Origin of the sequence: Dawidia cretensis, assembly GCF_018598175.1 — a bacterium.
Taxonomy (GTDB): domain Bacteria; phylum Bacteroidota; class Bacteroidia; order Cytophagales; family Cyclobacteriaceae; genus Ohtaekwangia; species Ohtaekwangia cretensis.
In genome coordinates, this window is record NZ_JAHESE010000037.1 from 1 (window position 1) to 21,977 (window position 21,977).

22 protein-coding genes are annotated in these 21,977 nt (G+C 52.2%); 7 read left to right on the forward strand and 15 right to left on the reverse strand.

All coding sequences use genetic code 11. The annotated features are described in order from the left end of the window. Positions 1–464: Smr/MutS family protein (locus KK062_RS25265; protein WP_254087159.1), on the forward strand; the 464-nt coding region annotated here is incomplete at its 5' end. 92 nt (positions 465–556) lie between these two features. Here the strand turns inward: KK062_RS25265 and KK062_RS25270 are convergent. From KK062_RS25270 to KK062_RS25300, 7 genes are all read right to left on the reverse strand, one after another. Then, positions 557–1,084 (reverse strand): hypothetical protein, encoded by a 528-nt coding sequence (locus KK062_RS25270; protein ID WP_254087160.1) that lies wholly within the window; start codon positions 1,082–1,084, stop codon positions 557–559. Between the two features lie 117 nt (positions 1,085–1,201). Then, positions 1,202–1,846, reverse strand: a complete 645-nt coding sequence (locus KK062_RS25275; protein ID WP_254087161.1) for an ABC transporter ATP-binding protein — start codon at positions 1,844–1,846, stop codon at positions 1,202–1,204. Between the two features lie 8 nt (positions 1,847–1,854). After that, a complete protein-coding gene (lpxA, locus tag KK062_RS25280) occupies positions 1,855–2,643 on the reverse strand; it encodes an acyl-ACP--UDP-N-acetylglucosamine O-acyltransferase (protein ID WP_254087162.1) in 789 nt (262 codons plus the stop codon). Continuing rightward, complete coding sequence (locus tag KK062_RS25285) at positions 2,640–4,037, reverse strand: bifunctional UDP-3-O-[3-hydroxymyristoyl] N-acetylglucosamine deacetylase/3-hydroxyacyl-ACP dehydratase (protein WP_254087163.1); 1,398 nt, start codon at positions 4,035–4,037, stop codon at positions 2,640–2,642. The genes lpxA and KK062_RS25285 overlap by 4 nt, the downstream gene beginning before the upstream one ends. Positions 4,038–4,134: 97 nt before the next feature. After that, positions 4,135–5,190 carry a UDP-3-O-(3-hydroxymyristoyl)glucosamine N-acyltransferase gene (gene lpxD / locus KK062_RS25290; protein WP_254087164.1) on the reverse strand — a complete coding sequence of 352 codons (1,056 nt, stop codon included), beginning with the start codon at positions 5,188–5,190 and terminating at the stop codon, positions 4,135–4,137. Positions 5,191–5,263: 73 nt separating this feature from the next. Continuing rightward, positions 5,264–6,490 (reverse strand): HD domain-containing protein, encoded by a 1,227-nt coding sequence (locus KK062_RS25295; RefSeq protein WP_254087165.1) that lies wholly within the window; start codon positions 6,488–6,490, stop codon positions 5,264–5,266. 39 nt (positions 6,491–6,529) lie between these two features. After that, on the reverse strand, positions 6,530–6,709 hold the full coding sequence (locus KK062_RS25300) for a hypothetical protein (protein WP_254087166.1): 180 nt from the start codon (positions 6,707–6,709) through the stop codon (positions 6,530–6,532). Positions 6,710–6,983: 274 nt separating this feature from the next. Here KK062_RS25300 and KK062_RS25305 point away from each other — a divergent pair, with 274 nt between their 5' ends. After that, a complete protein-coding gene (locus KK062_RS25305) occupies positions 6,984–9,926 on the forward strand; it encodes a T9SS type B sorting domain-containing protein (RefSeq protein ID WP_254087167.1) in 2,943 nt (980 codons plus the stop codon). 174 nt (positions 9,927–10,100) lie between these two features. After that, positions 10,101–10,976 carry an ACP S-malonyltransferase gene (gene fabD, locus KK062_RS25310; RefSeq protein WP_254087168.1) on the forward strand — a complete coding sequence of 292 codons (876 nt, stop codon included), beginning with the start codon at positions 10,101–10,103 and terminating at the stop codon, positions 10,974–10,976. A gap of 24 nt (positions 10,977–11,000) precedes the next feature. On the opposite strand, the gene folK is transcribed toward fabD, so the two are convergent. Beyond that, a complete protein-coding gene (folK, locus tag KK062_RS25315; protein ID WP_254087169.1) occupies positions 11,001–11,483 on the reverse strand; it encodes a 2-amino-4-hydroxy-6-hydroxymethyldihydropteridine diphosphokinase in 483 nt (160 codons plus the stop codon). A gap of 84 nt (positions 11,484–11,567) precedes the next feature. On the opposite strand from folK, the gene sppA reads away from it, so the two are divergent. Then, a complete protein-coding gene (sppA, locus tag KK062_RS25320) occupies positions 11,568–13,334 on the forward strand; it encodes a signal peptide peptidase SppA (RefSeq protein ID WP_254087170.1) in 1,767 nt (588 codons plus the stop codon). 40 nt (positions 13,335–13,374) lie between these two features. Next, on the forward strand, positions 13,375–14,343 hold the full coding sequence (gene bioB / locus KK062_RS25325) for a biotin synthase BioB (protein ID WP_254087171.1): 969 nt from the start codon (positions 13,375–13,377) through the stop codon (positions 14,341–14,343). A gap of 704 nt (positions 14,344–15,047) precedes the next feature. Here the strand turns inward: bioB and KK062_RS25330 are convergent. From KK062_RS25330 to KK062_RS30835, 4 genes are read right to left on the reverse strand one after another with little or no spacing between them, the layout of a single operon-like run. Continuing rightward, positions 15,048–15,227 carry a hypothetical protein gene (locus tag KK062_RS25330; RefSeq protein WP_254087172.1) on the reverse strand — a complete coding sequence of 60 codons (180 nt, stop codon included), beginning with the start codon at positions 15,225–15,227 and terminating at the stop codon, positions 15,048–15,050. Positions 15,228–15,276: 49 nt separating this feature from the next. Next, the gene (locus KK062_RS30825) at positions 15,277–15,411 is read right to left on the reverse strand and encodes a hypothetical protein (protein WP_262899314.1); all 135 of its coding nucleotides are present in this window, start codon (positions 15,409–15,411) and stop codon (positions 15,277–15,279) included. Between the two features lie 45 nt (positions 15,412–15,456). Next, complete coding sequence (locus tag KK062_RS30830; protein WP_262899315.1) at positions 15,457–15,588, reverse strand: hypothetical protein; 132 nt, start codon at positions 15,586–15,588, stop codon at positions 15,457–15,459. Between the two features lie 50 nt (positions 15,589–15,638). Then, the gene (locus KK062_RS30835; RefSeq protein WP_262899316.1) at positions 15,639–15,773 is read right to left on the reverse strand and encodes a hypothetical protein; all 135 of its coding nucleotides are present in this window, start codon (positions 15,771–15,773) and stop codon (positions 15,639–15,641) included. Positions 15,774–16,036: 263 nt separating this feature from the next. On the opposite strand from KK062_RS30835, the gene KK062_RS25335 reads away from it, so the two are divergent. Both KK062_RS25335 and metG read left to right on the forward strand, forming a co-directional pair. Continuing rightward, positions 16,037–18,187, forward strand: coding sequence for a tetratricopeptide repeat-containing sensor histidine kinase (locus KK062_RS25335; protein WP_254087173.1), 2,151 nt, complete (start codon positions 16,037–16,039; stop codon positions 18,185–18,187). A gap of 78 nt (positions 18,188–18,265) precedes the next feature. Next, positions 18,266–20,356 carry a methionine--tRNA ligase gene (gene metG, locus KK062_RS25340; RefSeq protein ID WP_254087174.1) on the forward strand — a complete coding sequence of 697 codons (2,091 nt, stop codon included), beginning with the start codon at positions 18,266–18,268 and terminating at the stop codon, positions 20,354–20,356. Between the two features lie 11 nt (positions 20,357–20,367). Here metG and KK062_RS25345 read toward each other — a convergent pair whose 3' ends face one another. The 3 genes from KK062_RS25345 to KK062_RS25355 form a co-directional block, all read right to left on the reverse strand. Next, entirely contained in the window at positions 20,368–20,646 is a 279-nt protein-coding gene (locus KK062_RS25345; protein WP_254087175.1) for a thiamine-binding protein, read from the reverse strand. A 9-nt stretch (positions 20,647–20,655) separates the two neighbouring features. Then, complete coding sequence (gene pth, locus KK062_RS25350) at positions 20,656–21,216, reverse strand: aminoacyl-tRNA hydrolase (protein ID WP_254087176.1); 561 nt, start codon at positions 21,214–21,216, stop codon at positions 20,656–20,658. A 91-nt stretch (positions 21,217–21,307) separates the two neighbouring features. Beyond that, a complete protein-coding gene (locus KK062_RS25355; protein ID WP_254087177.1) occupies positions 21,308–21,964 on the reverse strand; it encodes a 50S ribosomal protein L25/general stress protein Ctc in 657 nt (218 codons plus the stop codon). Between the last annotated feature and the right edge of the window lie 13 nt (positions 21,965–21,977).

A 21,977-nucleotide genomic window follows, 5' to 3' on the forward strand; every position in this document is an offset into this window, starting at 1 on the left:
CCCCCGAGGAATTGAAGGAAGGCGATCGCGTGCGCATCATTGGCCAGGACGGCAGTGGCCGGGTGCTATCCATTCAAGGTAAAAACGCTACGGTGCAGTTTGGTGAGCTGAAGTCGCTAACGAAAATAGACAAGCTGGAGAAGATCACGGCAGGGGTAGAAAAAGAGATTGCCACACGCTTGCGTTCTGTCGGGCTGGATGTATTTCAGAAGCGTTCGACATTTAACGATACGCTTGACATACGCGGTAAGCGTGTGGAGGAGGTGATGCCCTTGCTGGATCAGTTTATCGATACGGCTATTTTGCTGGGGCAGGGCGAGCTGAAGATCCTGCACGGCAAAGGAGAAGGCGTGCTGCGAAAAGTGGTACGTGATCACCTGAAACGGTATAAAGAAGTGGCGTCGATGAATGACGAGCATGTTGAACGCGGGGGCGACGGTATTACTGTTGTTGTTCTAAAGTAACACAGCCTTTTTATACAACGCCTGATCTATCGTAACAAAAAAAACGGCTGTCCCGATATCGCGACAGCCGTTTTTACATATCGATTATTCGATTACGGGCGTGTGAAGGTAAAGGTCCAGTTGCCAGTTACGGAAGCTGTTTTGCCGCCGATGCTATAGCTGGTACCCTCCGGTATATTAAATTCAAGCGTCAGGGTCTTGTCGCCGTTTTCGAGCTTGTAGGTCAGTGGAACGTCAGCAAATGCACCCACGCCGCCATTCAATTTTGAATCCAGGCGCGTGACGTTGCTAGCGGCGTTTGAGCCAAATTTCCAGAGGCCTTCGGCCGGCCAGGGGCTGGTCACGACGCCATCGGGTACAGAGAATGTGTAGGTGAACTCGCCGTTTTCGGAGAAGGTTTGAGATTCCGCCAGGCTTAATACCCCACCCTCAAATTCACTATTCCAATCGGGGCCACCAGACGTACCGCTTACGCTGGATACAGTCCAGTCGGCTTGAAGTTTTGTAAACTGTGTTTGCTGTTGAGACGTGCCTCCGCCGTCATCGCTTCCGCAGTTAGATGCCACAAACCCCGCACTTACGAGCAACAGGAGGGATAAAAATCTTGCTGAATGTTTCATGTTTAAACTAAAATTATAGGATACGAATATGAAAGTAAATATTCAAAAATCAAATCCTGCCACCGTCGACAGTAATTATCGTTCTGTTAATTACGGTGTTACGACGTCAAGTAACCCCTACTTATAGCGCATTATATCGACTTTATGGGCTTCGGCCGGATATTCTGACGGTTCATTGCTTGCCAGCAACACGGTACAGCCGGTCGTGAGCAGCTGGCGTAGTCCGTCCAGGTACCAGGTAAAAGCGCGATGGTCCAGATTGGTGCCCGGTTCATCCAGGAATACAAGATCGGCCTGTGTGTAGAAGGCCAGGGCCAGCTTTACCCGCTGGCGCATGCCAGACGAGAAGTTGCCAATGACCTTGTTACGGGCATCGGCCAGGTACATGCGTTCGAGCATGTCGGCCAGGGTAAGGTCGTAACGGGCTTTTTTGAGGGAAAAATGGAATTGGAGCTGCTCTTCGAGTGTAAACTCTTCAATGAGATCCATATATGGAGTGGCTATTGACACATGGCTATAGACATCTTCGCCGGGCAGGGGGGCGCCGGCGCGGGTATAGGTCACAACGCCTTTGCTGGGCGGCATCTGGCCCCACAGCACCTGCAGCAGGGTAGACTTACCCGAACCGTTGGGCCCCGTGATGGCGTAGATAGCCCCCGGTATGAAGGCAATGTCCAGGTTGCGAAAGATCCACTCGCGATTAAAGCGTTTGCCGAGTCCTTCCGTGATGATCGTAATGCCGGTGGAGGAGGGAGTGCTCACCGGTGTGATCAGTCGATTCCGCCGTAGCCTTTCATGATACCGCGTTCGGAATTACGGATAAAGTCGAGGATATAATCGCGCTCCTCGCTGCCCGAAATTTCCTTTTCGATCAGATCAATGGCTTTGGAGTTGTTGAGCCCCTTCAAAAAGATAAAGCGGTATATTTCCTGGATCTCGTTAATCTTCTCGGACGTAAAGCCACGGCGACGAAGGCCCACGGTATTAATACCGGCGTACGCCAGCGGTTCGCGGGCAGCCTTTGTAAACGGCGGCACGTCTTTGCGCACGAGCGATCCGCCACCGATGTAGGCGTGTGAACCAATCTTAGAGAACTGCTGCACGGCGCAGGCTCCGCCGAAAATGGCGTAGTCGTCGATGAGCACGTGGCCTGCCAATTGCACCGAGTTGCCCAGGATGCAGTGGTTGCCTACGATGCAGTCGTGGCCCAAGTGGGCGTATGCCATGATGAGGCAGTCGGTGCCGACCACGGTTTTATACTTGTCGACCGTACCACGGTTGATGGTTACACACTCGCGAATGGTGCTACGGTCACCGATTTCTGTGGTGGTTTTTTCGCCTTTAAATTTCAGATCTTGTGGAATGCCGGAGATTACGGCACCTGGAAAGATCTTACAATCTTTACCGATGCGCGCGCCATCCATGATCACGGCGTTTGGGCCGATCCAGCAGTTGTCGCCGATGACGACATCTTGCAGTACGGTGGCAAAGGGCTCGATGGTAACATTATTACCAATCTGTGCCTCAGGGTGTACGTTGGCTAAGGGGAAGCGGCTCATGAATCTTTACGGACTATACTGGCGGTCATTGTTCCTTCGCAGACGAGTGTGTTGCCGACATAGGCGCGGCCGGTCATCTTGGCGATACCTCTTTTGATGGGGGCCAGCAGGTCACACTGGATAACCAATGTGTCGCCCGGCAATACCATTTTACGGAATCTGAAGTTTTCGATTCCCATAAAATAGGTCCAATAGTTTTCGGGGTCTGGTACCGTGTTCAGTACCAGGATGCCACCGGTTTGTACCATGGCTTCTACCTGCATCACGCCGGGCATTACCGGGTTGCCGGGAAAGTGTCCCTGAAAGTGGGGCTCGTTCATGGTCACATTCTTCACGCAGGCCACACTTTCGTTGTCGAGGTAGATAACCTTGTCGATCATCAGGAACGGATAGCGGTGCGGCAGAATGCTGGCGATCTTGTTGATGTCCATCACCGGCGGCAGTGACGGGTTGTATTTCGGGCGGCCGGACTTGTCGGCCTGCTCCATGGCTTTCTTGAGCTTCTTGGCGAACGCTACGTTGGCAGCGTGACCCGGGCGTGCTGCCAGGATCTGCGCTTTCAGCGGGCGGCCTGCCAGTGTCAGGTCGCCGACGATGTCCAGCAGCTTGTGGCGGGCGGGCTCGTTTTTATAACGCAATTCAATGTTATTCAGAATGCCTTCCTGCTTCACGGCCACTTTGGGCTTGCCCAGCATTTTGGCGATGTTGTCGAGCTCGTCGTCTTGTACGACGCGGTCCACGATCACAATGGCATTGTTGAGGTCACCGCCGCGGATCAGGTTGTTTTTATACAGCATTTCCAGCTCGTGCAGGAAGCAAAATGTGCGGCAGGAAGCAATTTCCTTCTCGAACTGACGAATGTCGGTGATCGACGCATGCTGGCTGCCCAGTACAGGGGAGTTATAGTCTACCATGACCGTTACACGGTAGTCGTCAAGCGGCAATGCCGCGATCTCTACATTGCGGGCGGTCTCGCGGTAGAAGAGGGGAGCTTGTACTTCAAAGAAGTCGCGCAGCGCATTTTGCTCTTCCATGCCGGCTTCCTTGAGGATCTCCACAAACTGAATGGAGCTTCCGTCCATGATGGCACACTCGGGACCGTCGAGCTGGATCAGAACATTGTCGATCTCCAGGCCGGTCAGTGCCGCCAATGTATGTTCGATAGTGCTGACCTTAGCACCGCTTTGTTCAATGGTAGTACCGCGTGAAACATCGGTTACGTTATCACAGTCGGCGTCGATGATGGGAGATCCCGGAATATCAATACGTTGGAACTTAATGCCATGGTTTGGCTTTGCCGGCAAGAAGGTCATATTGGTTTGAACCCCCGTGTGCAGGCCGACCCCGGAAAGGGTCACAGACTTCTGGATGGTTTGCTGTTTTATATTAAGCATGTTCTGGAAAAGTGGGCAAAGTTAAACCCATTATCCAGATTATGCAATTCTGCGTTTTTATCGTGGATAGGTGCAGAGTGTCAGTGGTTTACGAGTATTATGCGCCGGCCGGAAGGTCCTGACCCGCCACCTTTTTTTCCAGGTCGCGCAGGCGGTTGTTGAGGTCTGGCAGTCTTTTAAAGACAGCGTACGACCGGAAGTACTCTTTGAGGTCGATGGCAGGGTAGCCGATCAACCGCTGACCTTCTTCGGTGATCGATTTCGGGATGCCCGCCTGTGCACCGATGCCGGTGTTGTTGGCGATAACCAGGTGTCCGGCGATACCGACCTGTCCTGCGAAAATACAGTTCTCGCCAATTTTGGTCGACCCTGAAATGCCTGCCTGCGCGGCAATGACGGTGTTCTTGCCGATCTCGACGTTGTGGGCGATCTGAATGAGATTGTCAAGCTTTACACCCTGGCGAATGAGGGTGGCGTCGCCAAACATGGTCGCACAATCAATGACCGTATTGGCACCAATGGAAACATTGTCTTCAATGATGACGTTGCCCAGTTGGGGAATGGTCTTATAGGTGCCATTTTCCTGTGGCGCAAAGCCGAAGCCGTCGCTACCGATGACAGTGCCTGCATGGATCACACAGTTGTTGCCAATGCGCGTATCAGCATATATTTTCACCCCCGGGTGAATGATGGTATCGTTACCGATCACGGCGTTGTCGCCAATGTATGCGTGCGGATGGATCTTGACGTTGTCGCCAATCCTGACACCACTGCCGATGTAGGAGAACGCGCCGCGGTATATATTCTGGCCGATGGTTGTTCCTTCGCCAACATAGCTGGGCTGCTCGATGCCCGTTTTCTGAAAGCTCACCATTTTGTGGTACTCCTCCAACAACGCGGTAAAGCTGCTATACGGATCGTCTACCAGGATGAGCGAGCTGCTTACTTCCTTGCGCGGAACAAAGTCTTTCTTGACGATGACTGCGGTCGCCTGCGTGGTATAGATATACTGTTCGTACTTGGGATTTGATAAAAAAGCAAGCTGGCCTTTTTTAGCATCCTGTATCTTAGCCAACATGTTGATCTTCTCCTGACCATCTCCCCGCACTTCACCGCTTAGCATGGCGGCTATTTGATTGATCGTAAATTCCATAGGCGCTTGTTTGTTAACGGCTCGTGATAAAAAGTCTTCCGTAGCAGTCCGTCATTCTAACAGTTAAAAAATCTCACAAAGATACATTTTTAGGCCAGCAGAGATAGTTTTTTTTGACGATTTTGCTAATAGCCTTAATGTTAGGAAGATCAGAGGCGTCGGCAATGTCGAGCAGCTGACCGTTGCGCATGAGGATGTTGATGTGCTGTCCCTCGGCATAGGCTTCGTTGGTGACGGTGCCATAGGAGTAGAGGTAGGAGGTCTCTGCACGCAGGGTTTTGTACTCTCGCGCGATGGCCTCACGGATGCTGTCTACCGTTGTCCGGCCGATCGGTTCCCTGCTAAGACGGATCTGAAACAAGTTTCGCGTCAGGAGCATGTCCGTGAGCATCGACAGGATGGGGTCGGGATGGGTGCGCCAGAACTTCATGGCACCCCACAGATCGTGGTCGTCGAGCTGGCCGAAGGCTGTCAGCAACGCGGGGTTTTCGGTGAAGTCGGAGAGCGAATAGTCATTCGCCAGGAAAAGGAGCAGGCTGTCGCTGGCGGTGACGTTATGGCCCGCGCGTACGAGGGCTTGTGCCCGCCGAACGACATTGACCAGCATACGCTCAGCACTCACCGCCGTTTTGTGCAAATACACCTGCCAGTACATAAAGCGCCGGGAGTTGAGAAAGTTCTCGATGTTGAGAATGCCTTTCTCTTCCACGACCAGATGTTCCTGGTATACATTCAGCATCGCGACAATACGGTCTACGCCAATGGCACCCTCTTGTACGCCGGTAAAAAAGCAGTCGCGCTTGAGGTAGTCGAGGCGATCGACGTCCAACTGGCTGGAGACCAGTTGATGGAAGAATTTCCGTGAATAGCTATTTCGGAAGATTTGAAGGGCCAGGCTCAGGGCGCCGTTAAATTCTTTGTTGAGCTTCTCCATGAACAGGTAAGAGAGGCTTTCGTGTTTGATGCCCGGGAGTAAAACGTGTTCCAGTGCGTGGGAGAACGGACCATGGCCCATGTCGTGGAGGAGCACGGCCAGGCGTGCTGCCTCTTCTTCCTCCGGAGAAATGTCGGTTCCTTTTTGACGGAGCGTGCCGAGCACGCGTCCCATAAGGTGTTGGGCGCCGAGCGCATGTTGAAAACGCGAATGCAGGGCAGCGGGGTATACCAGGTCGGACAGTCCAAGCTGGCGGATGTGGCGAAGCCGCTGAAAGGCGGAGTGGGAGATGACGTCGAAAATGAGGTCTGAAGGAAGCTGAACGAACCCGTATATGGGGTCGTTTATGATTTTCTTTTTGTTCACAGCATACAGTTTAACGCCCCGCCGTACCCGTACTTATTGTCAGTATGAGGCCTCTTCCAATGCGAGGATCTGTTTTTTTAGCGTCGTCAGTTCTTGTCCCAGGTTTTTATAAACGGGGCTTTGGTGTAGCTGGTCAAGTTTCATCTGACGGATAAGTCGTTGAAGCTCCAATTCGCGTTTAAGCAGTGAGGCCCGCAGGGCCTTGGGGTCAGGGTTCATGGGTCTTTCGGGAGACAGGTTAGGTCGGTCCGGCGAAGATCACATAAAATGTGCTAGTGTAAAAGTCTGTGGCCGTCTTTTTTTACCGGCGTACCGCCGCACACCGTAACAATTTGTCCGCCGGCATATTTTTTTAGGTAAAAACCATTTCTGTGAAATAAAAAAACGCTAATTACCGTTAACATAGTTACCGTTTTATAACATTCACTGGCATTTTATATTTAAATTATTGTATTCAAGTAATTAAACGCTGCGAGGATATACATTTACGCCCATGAAGGCTCTTCTACGTTCCCGGATTAGATTTCTACGCTACCTGCTCGCGTTGGTCTTTCTCCTGCCGGAGGTTGTGCAGGCCACCCACCTGCGTGCCGGCAATATCTTAATGACGTTGCTTGATTGCGAAACGCGCCGTTACAGAATACGTGTGGAGGTTTATACCAACACCACGAATACCAATGTGCTGTTTGGTGGGGAGCAAGATTACCTGGACTTTGGTGACCGCACGGGTCGTATTTTGGTGCCGGAGATCGGTCCGGGCGACCTGGGGTATTCGACCGACGGCCTACCCGCCGGTACGGCCCGCGCTTACTACGAAATAGATCACGTTTTTGCCGGCCCCGGCACCTATACCGTCAGCTATGTTGAACCGAACCGGAATGCCGGCGTGGTAAACATGGATCAATCGGTGAACACCACGTTCTATCTTGAAACACAAGTTGTTATAGATCCGTTTTACGGCTGTAGCTCGCCCGCCATCCTGGAAGTTCCGCCCGTTGACCGGGCCTGTACGACCGTGGCCTGGTTGCATAACCCCGGCGCCAAGGACCTTGACGGTGACCGCCTCAGCTACCAAATGGTGATCCCCTTCCGCGACCGTGCTACGACAGTATTAAACTACCAAGACCCTAACGCTGCGAAATTTTATCCAGACTTCAGTAACGGACAGGAACCTCGCCCAGGTGGTAACCCGCCCTGGGGCGCCCCGCAATTTGGAATCGATGCGGTGGATGGCACGGTGACCTGGAACGCGCCTGGTACGGCGGGTGAATACAATATTGCCTTTATTGTTATTGACTGGCGTTTGATCAACGGGCAGTGGCGACAGATGGGATTCGTGCGGCGCGATATGCAGATCCTGGTCGAGGAGTGTGACAATAAACGCCCCGAGCTCATTATCCCCGAAGATATTTGTGTGACCGCGGGTACTACGATCGAGGAGACCATTAAAGGTACCGATCCCGATGGCGACAGAATCAAGATCACGGCATTTTCGGAGACCTTCGATTTTCCGGCTCAGCAGTCGCCAGCTACGCTTATGCCCGGGAATGTGTTTCAGCCTTCGCCCGGACAGGTTGTATATCGTTGGTCGACAGATTGCGAGCACGTTCGTCAACAACCGTATACTGTAAACTTTAAAGTGGAAGACGAGAAAGGTCTCGTGAACTATAAGACGTGGCGGATCACCGTGGTGGGGCCCGCTCCGAAATGGAACGATGCCAAACTGAATGCCGCGACGCGAACGGCCACGATCAAATGGGACCGCTATCAGTGTCAAAATGCTGAAAGGATTCAAATATGGCGAAAGGTTGACAGTACGAGCTACCGGCCCGACACCTGTCAAACTGGTATGCCTGCCGGGCTAGGGTACGAGATGCTCGACGTCGTCATACCAGCACGCATTCCACCTTCGCAGCTAACAGGAGAGTTTGTTGATAACAACGGTGGGAAGGGCCTGGCGCCTGGCGCGATGTATTGTTACCGGTTGGTGGCTGTATACCCGTTGCCACAGGGTGGCGAGAGCTATGTAACGAGGGATACATGCGTAGGGCCGATACCGGCGGATGTGCCAATTATAACGAACGTGTCGGTCGAGCGTACCAGTGTGGAGGATGGCCTGGTGCGGGTAAGCTGGAAGCGGCCGTTTGACCTTGACCCGGTCGCGTATCCACCGGGAGACTTGAAATATGAAGTATATCGCGCTATAGGATTTGAACGTATCCGCAAAGGTGAAGACGCGTCCGACTCGACGCTCGTCGCATCGTTAACCAATGGAGACACAACCTACCTCGACGGCGGCTTTAACACCGAGGCAAGCATTTTCAACTATAGCGTTGTGGCCTACAACGGTCACCAGGCTGGCTCACCAATTATTGGTGCCTCGGAGGTTGCGTCATCGGTACGGTTGGCATCGTCGTCTCAGAAAGATCAAATAACACTCAATTGGCAGGCGGACGTACCTTGGTCTAACCAGATCCAGGCACATCCGTACCACTATATTTACCGCGGTGGCGAAAACGATCCTGAAGATCAGTTGGTGCTTGTAGACTCTGTTCAGGTGACAGCAAGTGCATTTCAGTATATAGACATGGATTTGGAGACCGGCAGGACATATTGTTATCGTATCCTGACCAACGGCGGCTATGGCAATCCCACTAAAATACCAGAGCCGTTGGAGAACTTCTCACAGCGGATTTGTGTGCAACCGGGCGACAGTATACCGCCTTGCAAGCTGATAGTAACACTTGCATCGAAGGGTTGTGAAGATATTCTGGATCCAAGCAGCTTGTGCAAGTTCACGGGGAACAGTTTGTCAAACAAAATTACATTGTCAAGTAGCGCGGCAGAAGAATGTCAAACGGATATAGTACAGTATAAGGTCTACCGGCGTGGCAACAGTGGTGATTATGTTGAGCACGCTACGCTGGATGCGACGGTAACCGAATATATTGACGAAGATCTGTCATCGTTTGCATATTGTTACCGCGTGACGGCGATCGACTTCTCGGGCAATGAAAGCGAGCTGAGTGACGAGGTTTGCTTTGATAACTGTCCGGCCTACGGGTTGCCGAACGTATTTAGTCCCTACAATGCAGACACCATAAATTCCCAGTTTAGAGCATTCGCCTTAAAAGACTGCCAGGGTGCCGAAGGTACCGGGTGTCCGGACTATGTGATAAAAGATTGTGCTCGTTTTGTGAATAGTGTCCGGTTCGCTGTGTACAACCGCTGGGGGCGTCAGGTCTATACATACGAGGCCGATGTCAAGAAAGACGAATCGATCTATATCGATTGGGACGGAAAGGACAACAACGGAAACAGGCTGGATCCTGCCGTCTATTATTATGTGGCGGAGGTGACATTTGAGGTACTAAGACCGAGCGAAGCCGTGAAGACTTTCAAGGGTTGGGTACACATACTCGGCGAGCGGCAATAGGCCGCTCGTCAGGCGAGCTGTTGGCTACATAATCTTCTGTCGGGAGCCCAGTTGAGCGGGGCCACTTTCTTCTGTTTACTTTTTCACTATTTTTGGCGGCTGATTTAACCAGGGGCGTCTGCTGCAATCGTTGTTTTTACACGATTGTGCTGGTTTCCCGCTAAAAAACACAACATGAAGGCATACGTATTTCCCGGACAGGGCGCACAGTTTACCGGTATGGGTAAGGATTTATATGAGGCCAACCCGGCTTCCAAAACCCTGTTTGACCGCGCTGACGAAATTCTCGGCTTCAAGCTTTCGCAGGTGATGTTCGAAGGAACCGCCGACGAGCAAAAGCAAACGAATGTAACGCAGCCCGCCATCTTCCTGCATTCAGTAGCGATCGCGTTAACAAGCGATGTATTCCACCCCGACATGGTGGCGGGCCATTCGCTGGGCGAGTTTTCGGCCCTGGTTGCCAACAAAGCACTGTCGTTCGAAGACGGTTTGAGACTGGTATCCAAACGCGCGGCGGCTATGCAAAGCGCTTGCGAGCTGAAGCCTTCTACGATGGCGGCCATTCTCGGTCTGGAGGACAAAGTGGTGGAGGACATCTGCGCTTCAATCGAAGGAGAGATCGTCGTTGCCGCGAACTATAATTGCCCCGGACAGTTGGTCATTTCCGGTTCGGCGAAGGGTATCGACCTGGCGTGCGAAAAGCTTCGTGCCGCGGGTGCGAAGCACGCGATGCACTTGCAGGTAGGCGGAGCGTTTCACTCGCCGCTGATGGAACCTGCGCGCGAAGAGCTGGCCGCGGCCATTGAAGCGACTACTTTTAGCAAACCCATCTGCCCGGTATACCAGAATGCCACAGCGGCGCCGGCCATCGAGATTGCAGAGATCAAAAAGAATCTCATTGCCCAGTTAACAGCTCCCGTACGCTGGAATCAATCGGTGCAGAACATGATAAAAGACGGCGCGGCCAGCTTTATCGAGTGCGGCCCCAAGAAGGTGCTGCAAGGGTTAGTGAAAAAGATCAATCCCAGCGTAGAAGCGCGGAGCCTTTAAGCCCCGGTACTTCCGTCATACTATCTATAATTTTTTGACAGCGAGCTGGTCCGGACATTCTGCGAGCAGCTCGCTGATTTTTTTATGGAGTACCGGGTGTATTACTCCGCCGGCGATCTCGGCCAGCGGCATGAGTGCAAAACGTCGCAGGGGCATGCGTGGATGGGGCACCTGTAGGGTAGGGGTATCGATGACGTGATCGCTATACAATAGCAGATCAATGTCGATTACGCGCGGCCCCCAATGCTCCCGGCGTACTCGCCCCAGCGATTGTTCAATGTCCAACATCACTTCGAGCAGCGCGTGGGCCTCCAGCGATGACGATAGGGCGATGGCCTGGTTTAGAAAGTCGGGTTGGTCTGTGCGACCCCACGCTACGGTTTCGTACAGGGCGGATGCGTTGACCAGGTGACCTGCCCGAGCTGCCAGCGCGGTACGGGCTGTTGCCAGGTGGCCGGCGCGGTCGCCCAGATTGGTACCCAGCAGGAGAAAGATGTCGTGCGTCATGGCGGAATGTGGCCGAAGCCCCCACAAACATACTTTTTTATTCGAAGGGGTATTGCTTAATTTCGGGCCTTAATAAGGAATGGTATGAACTTTTGGAAAAGCCTTCTGGCTGCCTTTCTGGCGCTGGTGATCTTCTCGGTCTTGTCGTTTATCCTCTTCATCGCCGTGCTGGCGGTGGGCTTATCGGGTAATGATGCGGTGGTCATTCACCCCAACACGGTGCTTCATCTGAAGCTCGATGCGGAGATTACGGAAAGAGAGTATAGCAACCCATTGGCCGGCCTGCCGATCGTGGGGCAAACCGATGTGCCACGCATCGGTCTGATCGAATTAAAAGAAACCATCCGCCACGCGCAGGAGGATGATAATATACAAGGTATTTATCTTGACATCAGCCACCCGCGTGCGGGTTTTTCATCGCTGGAAGAGATACGGCAGTCGCTCATTGAATTCCGCGAAAGCGGTAAGTGGGTAGTTGCCTATACGGAGACGATGACGGAGGGGGCCTACTACCTGGCTTCTGCTGCTGATAAAATATATCTTAATCCGGAAGGCGAGGTCGAGTTCAATGGCTTGAGTGTGGAGATCATGTTCTTCAAGAAGTTGTTTGACAAACTGGAGATACGCCCGGAGATCTTCCGCGTGGGATCCTTCAAAAGCGCTGTCGAGCCTTTCCTTTTGGAGAAGATGAGCCCCGAGAACAAGTTGCAACTGACGGAGCTCATGAACTCGGTATACGGTCATATGTTAAACCGCATCGCCGACGCACGGCATTTGCCGGTAGAACGTCTGAAAGAAATCTCTGATAAGATGTTGGTTCGCAACGCTGCCCTGGCTCGAGAGCTTGGCCTGGTGGATAGCTTACTATACCGCGACCAGTTCCGCGACCATCTTAAAACACGTCTGAAGTTGAGCGGCGCCGATACGGTAACATTCGTGAAATATGGTCAATATCGCCGTAGCGTGTCTGATTATAAAAGCGCGTCGAACGAGATTGCCGTGATCGTGGCCGATGGTTCCATCATGCCGGGTAAAGCCGAGGCCGAGCAACGCATCATCGGTGCCGATACGTTTGTCGAGGCTATTCGTCGTGCCCGTGAGGACGATAATATTAAGGCAATCGTATTGCGGATCAACTCTCCCGGTGGTGAGTTTCGCGCATCCGATATGATGTGGCGCGAGGTTACACTGGCGCGTAAGCAGAAACCTGTCATTGCTTCGATGTCGGACTATGCAGCATCGGGGGGATATTATCTGGCAATGGCTTGTGATACCATTGTAGCACAACCCCATACGATTACTGGCTCGATCGGTATCTTCGGAATGATGTTCGACTTGAGTGAATTCCTATCAAACAAGGTCGGGATCACCTTCGACGAAGTGCGTACTGGTGAGTTTGGTGATATGTATACTTTGTCACGCCCACTCACGGACGCTGAACGCAACTACTGGCAGAAGAGCTTAGATGATCACTACGCTTCGTTTACACGCAAGGCGGCCGAGGGGCGAGGTTTACCCGTAGAAGAAATTGAGAAAGTAGCTTCGGGCCGGGTATGGTCGGGCGCACAGGCCCTTGATCACAAACTGGTAGATGTACTGGGAGGCTTTGATGATGCTGTCAATATCGCGGCTGCCAAGGCCGGGGTGGCAGCCGACTATAAACTGCGTTTTTATCCAGAGCAGGAGCTGAGCATCTTCGAACAACTGATGTCGCAATGGGAAGAAGATGCCCGCACCGAAGCCTTGCAAGCCGAGCTGGGTGACCTGTATGGCTGGTATCAACAGGTACACAATCTTAAAAGCTATCAAGGCGTCCAGGCGCGCATGCCGTTTGAACTTCGCCTTCACTAACCTATTTTTGTCTATTCATTTATCCTCTAACTGAGAAAATATGACGATACGCAATAACTGGACGCGGGAAGAGATCGCCGCCATTTACAATAAGCCCGTACTCGACCTGATGTACGAAGCGGCGACAGTGCACCGGCAGTATCACCAGGCTGGCGAGGTACAAGTGTGTACGCTGTTATCGGTAAAGACCGGTGGCTGCCCTGAAGATTGTGCCTACTGCCCGCAGGCAGCCCGGTATAATACCAGTGTGCAGGCGCACAAGTTGATGGAAGTAGGCGAGGTCTTGCAGAAGGCGGTAGAAGCCAAGGAGTCTGGCAGCACACGTTTTTGTATGGGTGCTGCCTGGCGCGAGGTGCGTGATAACCGCGACTTCGACAAAGTGATCGAAATGGTGAAGGGTGTCAATACCCTCGGCCTGGAAGTGTGCTGTACACTGGGTATGCTTACACCCGAGCAAGCACAGAAGCTGAAGAATGCCGGGTTGTATGCCTACAACCACAACCTCGATACAAGCGAAAATTTTTACGACGATATCATCACGACGCGCACATACCAGGATCGTCTCGACACGCTCAAGCACGTCCGCAACGCGAACATCTCGGTTTGTTCGGGTGGTATTATTGGCATGGGCGAAGGCGAAGAGGACCGCATCGGTATGTTGTATACATTGGCTACGTTGCCTGAGCACCCCGAGTCGGTGCCCGTCAATGCACTGGTGCCTGTAGAGGGCACGCCACTGGAAGATCAACCGAAGGTTTCTGTGTGGGAGATGGTGCGCATGATTGCGACGGCACGCATCATCATGCCGCATGCCATGGTGCGTCTGTCGGCAGGCCGTGTACGCATGAACCTGGAAGAGCAGGCGCTATGCTTTATGGCGGGCGCCAATAGTATCTTTGCTGGCGACAAATTGCTCACGACCCCGAACCCCGGTTACGTCAAGGACCAGGAGATGTTCCAGACGCTTCAACTGCGTCCGCGTCAGGCGTACAAAGAGCAGCTGGTATAAACAAACCGGTTGGTCTACCCGCCGTTGAAAACGCGGGAGGCACGTTCTTCGGAACGGGCCTCCCGCGTTTTCTTTTACAACGCTATACGCACCAGCTCTTCTCTTGCAATGGCTTTTTTCTATGGGGTTTACGCCTGCCGCCAATTCTGTCATTTTGCCGCGAACTGTGGCAAAAAATCCCCATTACATTCGTCGAATGCACCGTTTTACACTTAAAATCTGGGGATGTGTTGTTTCCATGCAAAATTTCCGGTTACCAAAGCAACCGTGCAGAATAGCGTAAAAACAGGGATTATTGTACGTTAAAAAGACACTAAAACCATTGTAATATTACGATTTAGTCATGTAATAAATGGCGTGATTTTTACAAAAGAAGGTGTTAAAGTATTAGTTTAACTACCTCCTATTACACGGACGATTGGCCCAGCGGGTTGCCGAAAAAACAAAAAATAAGAATTCGAGTGCCCGGACAGGCCCTGATGAAGGGGGATGAACATGGAATGTGCAGGCCGGATATCGGCGGAAAATGCGGGGGGCAGTGGAAACGGCGGTTGAGTAGCGGAGCAACGGATCAGCGGGCATTCACCTCTTCGTGGGCCTTCAGGAGGCTCTTCAAAGAAGTGAATGCGGGCTGAGATAATAGCGTAGCATGGGGGTTGTTGGAATACGGAGTGGCATAACGGATGTGTCTGAATGAACGTCCATTAGAATGCCTGGTCTGCCATGGTAAAGCCGCCAGCGGGGGCCGAAGCTTCGGCAGCGCTTGTGTTGATCTCTGTCTTAACTGCAGCCTGGGGAGCTTCTTTACCGCGTACAGTCACAAACGTGAAGGATAAGGTAATCAGGGCTGAAGCAGCGAGGAGGATTATAACTTTAGTTTTCATAGTCTTGATAATCAAAATATTGAGAAATGGTTATAAGGATAGGGTTGGGTTAGAAAGCGTCGTCTGCCGATCCGCGGCCGCCACCGTTAAAGGTCTGTTGAGGTGTCACTTCTTCTTCGGTGCAGGCAGTGATGGCTACGCTTGAAACCAGGGCAAAAAGGATGATGTAGATGATTTTTTTCATGGGAGTATGTCGTTTGGTATAGGTGAATAAGCTTTGTTTAAGGGATTAGAACGGGCCATCTGCCGATCCGCGGCCGCCGCCGTTGGAAGACGAAGGGGCTACTTCTTCTTCGGTACAAGCTGTGATGGATGCTGCAGAAACCAGGGTGAAAAGGAGGATGTAGATGATTTTTTTCATGTGGTAATTCGTTTAATAGTAGGTCAATAGGTTTTTTTTAGGGGACTGGACTAGAAGGGACCATCTGTTGATCCACGACCGCCACCGTTGTCATCGCAGGCCGGCGTAATCTCCTCTTCGGTACAGGCTGAAATTGCCATGCTCGAAACGAAGGCAAACAACAGTATATAAATGGCTTTTCTCATAAGTAGGTAGTATTAGATATGTTCGATAGTTTCCGTTTGCGTTAGCCCGGGAGACCCCGATTTATGCGGCGGTCGCTTGCGAGACCGTGGCATCTGTGTGGTCGGGCCACCAGCCATGAAAGAAAGCCGTGTGAGGTGGGCCACTTTTTCATGAGTTTGTCGGGTTTATGTTTTTGTAATAGGTTTATTAGAATTAAATTGATACCTCAAAATTGGCTGGTTTAGTTGAATCTTTTCCCGTATTAAAATTTGTAACCTCACCCGTGTACCTAAATTTTTTAAACTTTCGTAAGCTAGCCGCCATTGTTCTTCTTCTGATTGTAGCGGGAAATGTGAATGGACAAGAACAACGATCAGCGAGGATCGACTCGTTGAAGAGCTTGTTGCCCGGTAAGAGTGACAGCGAGAAATTTGATATACTATATGATCTGGCGCGTGCGCTGATCCTGGACTCGCGTCAGCGTGAAGCCTTGTCGTACGCAACGGAGGCCGCGCGCATTGGATGGGACCAGGGCGATAGCCTTCGAATCGTGAAAGGCACCATGCTTGAAGCGTCAGCGCTGCGACGCCTGGAACGTCTTGACGAGGCGTTGAAAAAATCAGAGCAAGGGTTGGGGATCGCCCGCAGGAACGGCTATGCTGCCGAGAATAAAATCCTGCTGAACTCTATTGCGCTGATATATACCCTGCGAGCGGATTATGGAAAAGCACTGGAGTATAATTTCGAGACGCTGATCGCCCGTGAGCGGGACGGTGTTAAAAGCGAGATCAGTATTGCGCTCAACAACATCGGTCTGGTGTACTTCAAGATGAAACACTATGGGAAAGCGATCGAGTTCTACACCAAGGCGCTGGATATTAAACGCGAAGCAAACGATACGTACGATCTCGATCGGCTTCTCATCAACCTGGGCTTGTGTTATAACCAGATCGGTGGGGCTGGCGTCGAGGATTTTCACCAGTCGCAGAAATATATCAGCGAAGCGTTGAAGATTTGCGCCGATAACTGCAGCCTCAGCATTCTTATCGAAGCACATTTCGGTTTGGGGGTGTCCAACTTTCTACTTGGAGAGCTCAAGGAGGCACGCCGGCATTTTGAACGCTCCCTGGAGATCTCCCGGCAGGATAACGACAAACGCTTTCAAATTGAGAATATGGTGTATCTGGCGCAGGTGGCGCGGGAGGAGAACGACGTCAAAGGCTCCGAGCTGCACTTGCGACGGGCGGAAGCGCTTTCCTCCGAATTGGGATACGATCAGCTGCTGCTGGATACGTACAGGCAATTTGCCGTGCTGTATACCCGCAGAAACGATTTCGAAAATGCATCTCTTTACCAGAACAAGTACATTCAGCTGAAGGACAGTGTTATCAGCGAAGAGCTCGTTAGGAATGTCGCCAACATTCAGACGGACTATGAAGAGCGGGAGAACATCAGCATCATTGCGGCCAAGGAGCAGGTCATCAAACAACAAAGCGATCTCAACTTTGCCATTGCCATCATTGCGATGTTAGCCGGTATGCTGGTGCTGGTGCTTCAACGAAGCAACCGGACCATCAAGCGTGTCAACGCCCAACTTTCAGAAGCAAAGGAAACCATCCAGGCACAGAATGAATTGTTAGAGAGTAAAAATAAATACCTCGACAAGGAGGTGGAGGCCAAGACCATCGACCTGGAGCGCGCCAACCAGTCACTGAAACAGGTGAACGACGAGCTTGATAATTTTATCTACAAGACCTCGCACGACATTCGTGGTCCGCTGGCCAGCCTTAAAGGCATGTGCAATGTGGCGCTGCTGGACGTGAAAGATCCTGTGGCGCTTGATTACCTGCGCAAGCTCGACACCACGGCCGAGCGACTGAACACCATTCTCACACGGTTGTTGATCATTAACCAGATCAACAACTCGAAGTTGTCGATTAGCCAGGTCGACTTCGAGTCTATCGTCAACGACGTGCTCATGCTCGAAAAGAAAAAGGGCCTGCCACAAAAGTTGGTGATTCGCAAGCAGATCGACGAGCGGGCCATGATCCGTTCCGACCGCGAGCTGATTCGTATTGTACTGGAAAATCTGATCGACAACGCCATTAAGTTTTACAACGAGGCGGCCACTGTCGAGTCGTTTGTGGAAATATACATTCTGCCGATGGACAAGGGGTATGTAAAGATGCGCGTGGTGGATAATGGCATCGGCATCAGCGAAGAAAATCCGGGTAAGCTGTTCCGGATGTTTTTCCGGGCGTCGGAGCGTTCCGAGACCGGGGGCATTGGCTTGTACATTGTGAAAACCGCCACCGCTAAACTTGGAGGCAGGGTAGGACTGCAAACGACTCCGGAGGGATACACGGAGTTCTACGTGATCTTCCCGGCCTATCCGCCCAATCTCGATGAAGGCGCCGAAAAGCCGTCCATCTGATGACCTTCGGGAATTTTTTTACGTCCTTTACTATTATCATCTTTGCACGTTGTTCCGCCAACGGTTTTAGAAAGCATCATGAGTCAATTTAAACGTCACACCATCACGGCCGCATTGCCTTACGCAAACGGTCCCCTTCACATCGGCCACATTGCCGGCGCTTATCTGCCGGCCGACACCTATGTGCGCTTCCTGCGCCTACGCTGCGAAGATGTAGTCTTTATCTGTGGTTCTGACGAGCACGGCGTGGCCATTACCCTCGGCGCCAAAAAAGAGGGTGTGTCGCCGCGTGTCTTCGTCGACAAGTATCACCACATGATGAAGAAGGCGTTTGAGGACTTTGGTATCGGCTTTGACATATACTCCCGCACTTCCAACCCGGTGCACTACGAAACGGCACAGGAGTTCTTCAAGAAAATCTATGACCAGAACCTCTTCATCGAAGAGACTTCCGACCAATACTACGACGAGCAGGAAGGCATCTTCCTGGCAGACCGTTATATCATCGGCACGTGTCCTAACTGCGGCAACCCGAATGCCTATGGCGATCAGTGCGAGAAATGCGGTACGAGCCTCAGTCCACGTCAACTGATCAATCCACGCTCCACGGTGTCGGGCAATACGCCGGTGCTGAGGCCGACGCGGCACTGGTACTTCCCGCTCGATAAGTTCGAAAACTGGCTGCGCGAGTGGCTGATTGAAGGTCATCAGGACTGGAAGACCAACGTGTACGGCCAGTGCAAGTCGTGGCTTGACCAGGGACTGCAGCCACGGTCCATCACGCGCGACCTCGACTGGGGCATCCCAGTGCCACTGCCTGATGCTAAAGGCAAAGTGCTGTATGTGTGGTTCGACGCGCCCATCGGGTATATATCGGCCACCAAGGAGTTGAAACCCAACGATTGGGAGAAATACTGGAAGGATCCTGAAACACGCCTTATTCACTTCATTGGGAAAGACAATATCGTATTTCACTGTATCATCTTTCCCTCGATGCTCAAGGCTGCGGGCGACTTTATTCTGCCCGACAACGTACCGGCTAATGAGTTCTTGAACCTGGAGGGAGAGAAGCTGTCTACATCGCGTAACCACGCCGTGTGGCTACATGAGTATCTGCAAGACTTCCCCGGTCGTCGCGATGAGCTGCGGTATGTGCTTACGTCGATTTCACCTGAGACAAAGGATGCAGACTTTACGTGGAAGGACTATAGGCAAAAAGTTGACAGCGAGATGGTGTCGATCCTGGGTAACTTCGTAAACCGCGTGATGGTGCTCACCTGGAAATACTTTGACGGAAAGGTGCCTGCCGAAAAGGAGTTGCCAGGCACGGACGATCGTCGTAAAAAGATTCTTACCCTGTATGAACAGGTACATATCGATTTGAACCAGTCGGTAAAAGAAATGGTGGCGAGCCTGAAAGTGTTCCGCTTCCGCGAGGCGCAGTTTCAAATGATGAACATGGCACGCATTGGCAATAAGTTTCTCGCCGACACAGAGCCATGGAAATTGGCAAAAGAAGATATGGTGGCCGTTGCGGCTATTCTTAACTATTCACTGACAGTGGTGGGAAACATCGGCCTGGCTTGCGAGCCGTTCCTGCCCGATGGTGCCGCATCTATTCGTCGTCAGCTCAACAGTGACGTATTTGAGACTTCTCGCAAGCAATTTTGGCAGAAAGAAGAACTTGTTCATACCGTACGAGAAGGGGCACAGCTCGGTGCAGCGGAGCACATGTATAAGCCGGTGGAAGATGCAGACATCGAGAAACAGACAGCCCGGTTGCACAAGAATGCTCCGGTCATTGCATCCGAAGCCACTATCGCCGCTACGAAGCCCCTAAAGCCAGAGATCGTTTTTGACGACTTTGCAAAACTAGATATACGCGTAGGCGAAGTGGTGGCGGCAGAAAAGATGGAGAAGTCCGACAAGCTGCTCAAGCTTACCGTAGACGATGGCCTGGGCCGTCGCACGATCCTCAGCGGCATTGCCAAACACTATAGCGCCGACGAGATGGTCGGCCGGCAGGTGACTTTTATTGCCAACCTGGCCCCCCGTAAAATGATGGGCATCGAGTCGCAAGGCATGATCCTGATGGCAGAAGACAATGACGGCAAGCTGCGCTTGATACGCCCTACCGAAGATGTGGCACCTGGCTCCACCGTGAGCTAGCGCCCTTATCCCTATTCCTTTTCTTCCCAGGTGATATCGCCCTGGCGGCGGGCATGCACTTTCATGGTCACGACAACGTCATCGGCACCCGCCGCAAGGCAGGCCTCCTGTGCGCGTTTGGCGACGTCCATCAGCACGTCATACGGGCCTTGCATGACAGTCTCCATCGCGCCCACACGATGGTCTACGCCGGACTGTGCAATGATCTCCAGCGCCTTGTCGATAATGCGGTAGGGGTGGCCACCCCCGATGGGGACGATCTGTATAGCTACGTGTACCTGATGTTTCATGGGGAGGTGTTAGTTGTTGAATTGACTCATGGTTTTGGCTGCGCCGATCAGGCAGAATGAAAGGATCATATCATTCGCCTTCTTCATCACCTCGGGCAACTGCGCCATTTCTTCGGAGGCAAAGTTGCTGAGCACAAAGTCTACCTGCTGCCCTTTGCCAAAGTCGTTGCCGATACCAAACCGCAGGCGGGAATAGTCCTGACCATTTAACACCAGCTCGATGTTTCTGAGGCCGTTGTGCCCGGCCGAGCTGCCTTGCGTACGCATGCGCAGGCTACCAAACGGCAGCGCGAGATCATCGACAATGACCAGCAGGTTTTCCTTCGGGATTTTCAGCTCTTGTAACCAATACGCAATTGCCTTGCCGCTCAGGTTCATGAATGTGTTAGGCTTGATGAGGTGTATCGTTTTGCCTTTGTGCCTGAACTCGGCTTTCTCAGCCAGACGGCCCACGGTGAAATCAGTCTGGTGCGCGTCGGCGAGCTGGTCGAGCACGAGAAAGCCAATATTGTGGCGTGTCAGCTCATATTCTGGTCCGGGGTTGCCGAGGCCGGCGACGAGGTATTTCATATCGTGTGATCAATATCGTTTACAATTGCCCGATAAACAAAAATCCCGCCGACAGCGTCGGAGGGATTTTGTATGAATGGTCGGAAGAGAATTACTTCTTGCCTTCTTCTTTCTTAGGAGCCTCTTTCTTAGGAGCTTCAGCTTTCTTCGCATCGGCGGCGCCAGCAGCAGGAGCGGCAGCAGCTTCGTCAGCGGCCAATTTAGCAGCGCGCGGTACTTCTACAGCAGCAATAGTAGCCTGGTGCGGATCGAGGAACTCGAGACCTTCAATGTTCATGTCACCAATTTTTACAGCGTGGTGGAAGTCCAGACCGGATACTTCTACGTCGATGTGATCGGGCATGTCTTTCGGGAAGCCGTATACTTTCAGGGAAGCACGCTTGCGAACCAGTGTACCACCTTTTGCTACGCCGGGAGCCTGGCCAACCAGACGAACCGGAATGCTCATTTTGATCTTACGATCTTCTGAAACACGCAGGAAGTCAGCGTGCAGGATCACTTCGCTCACCGGGTGGAATTGCACCTCCTGGAGGATAGCCTGACACTCTTCGCCTTCAATGTTCACGTGTACAAATTTCGCTTCCTGTGTATATACAAGGTCACGGAACAGGATCATCGGTGAATGAAAGTGAACTTGATTGTCACCTCCGTACAATACACACGGCACGTTACCCTCGTCGCGTAGACGCTGAGAGTCCGTCTTGCCGAGATTTGCTCTTCGATACCCTATAATCTCAACAGTTTTCATAATAGTTATATAG

Excerpts from the sequence above, each read along its gene's own strand:
- KK062_RS25345 (WP_254087175.1), bottom strand. The coding sequence starts at position 20,646 with ATGAAACATCAGGTACACGTAGCTATACAGATCGTCCCCATCGGGGGT.
- lpxA (WP_254087162.1), bottom strand. The coding sequence starts at position 2,643 with ATGAGCCGCTTCCCCTTAGCCAACGTACACCCTGAGGCACAGATTGGT.
- bioB (WP_254087171.1), top strand. The coding sequence starts at position 13,375 with ATGACGATACGCAATAACTGGACGCGGGAAGAGATCGCCGCCATTTAC.
- pth (WP_254087176.1), bottom strand. The coding sequence starts at position 21,216 with ATGAAATACCTCGTCGCCGGCCTCGGCAACCCCGGACCAGAATATGAG.
- KK062_RS25355 (WP_254087177.1), bottom strand. The coding sequence starts at position 21,964 with ATGAAAACTGTTGAGATTATAGGGTATCGAAGAGCAAATCTCGGCAAG.
- KK062_RS25330 (WP_254087172.1), bottom strand. The coding sequence starts at position 15,227 with ATGAAAACTAAAGTTATAATCCTCCTCGCTGCTTCAGCCCTGATTACC.
- KK062_RS30835 (WP_262899316.1), bottom strand. The coding sequence starts at position 15,773 with ATGAGAAAAGCCATTTATATACTGTTGTTTGCCTTCGTTTCGAGCATG.
- KK062_RS25300 (WP_254087166.1), bottom strand. The coding sequence starts at position 6,709 with ATGAACCCTGACCCCAAGGCCCTGCGGGCCTCACTGCTTAAACGCGAA.
- sppA (WP_254087170.1), top strand. The coding sequence starts at position 11,568 with ATGAACTTTTGGAAAAGCCTTCTGGCTGCCTTTCTGGCGCTGGTGATC.
- metG (WP_254087174.1), top strand. The coding sequence starts at position 18,266 with ATGAGTCAATTTAAACGTCACACCATCACGGCCGCATTGCCTTACGCA.
- lpxD (WP_254087164.1), bottom strand. The coding sequence starts at position 5,190 with ATGGAATTTACGATCAATCAAATAGCCGCCATGCTAAGCGGTGAAGTG.
- fabD (WP_254087168.1), top strand. The coding sequence starts at position 10,101 with ATGAAGGCATACGTATTTCCCGGACAGGGCGCACAGTTTACCGGTATG.
- folK (WP_254087169.1), bottom strand. The coding sequence starts at position 11,483 with ATGACGCACGACATCTTTCTCCTGCTGGGTACCAATCTGGGCGACCGC.
- KK062_RS30830 (WP_262899315.1), bottom strand. The coding sequence starts at position 15,588 with ATGAAAAAAATCATCTACATCCTCCTTTTCACCCTGGTTTCTGCAGCA.
- KK062_RS25305 (WP_254087167.1), top strand. The coding sequence starts at position 6,984 with ATGAAGGCTCTTCTACGTTCCCGGATTAGATTTCTACGCTACCTGCTC.
- KK062_RS25270 (WP_254087160.1), bottom strand. The coding sequence starts at position 1,084 with ATGAAACATTCAGCAAGATTTTTATCCCTCCTGTTGCTCGTAAGTGCG.
- KK062_RS25285 (WP_254087163.1), bottom strand. The coding sequence starts at position 4,037 with ATGCTTAATATAAAACAGCAAACCATCCAGAAGTCTGTGACCCTTTCC.
- KK062_RS30825 (WP_262899314.1), bottom strand. The coding sequence starts at position 15,411 with ATGAAAAAAATCATCTACATCATCCTTTTTGCCCTGGTTTCAAGCGTA.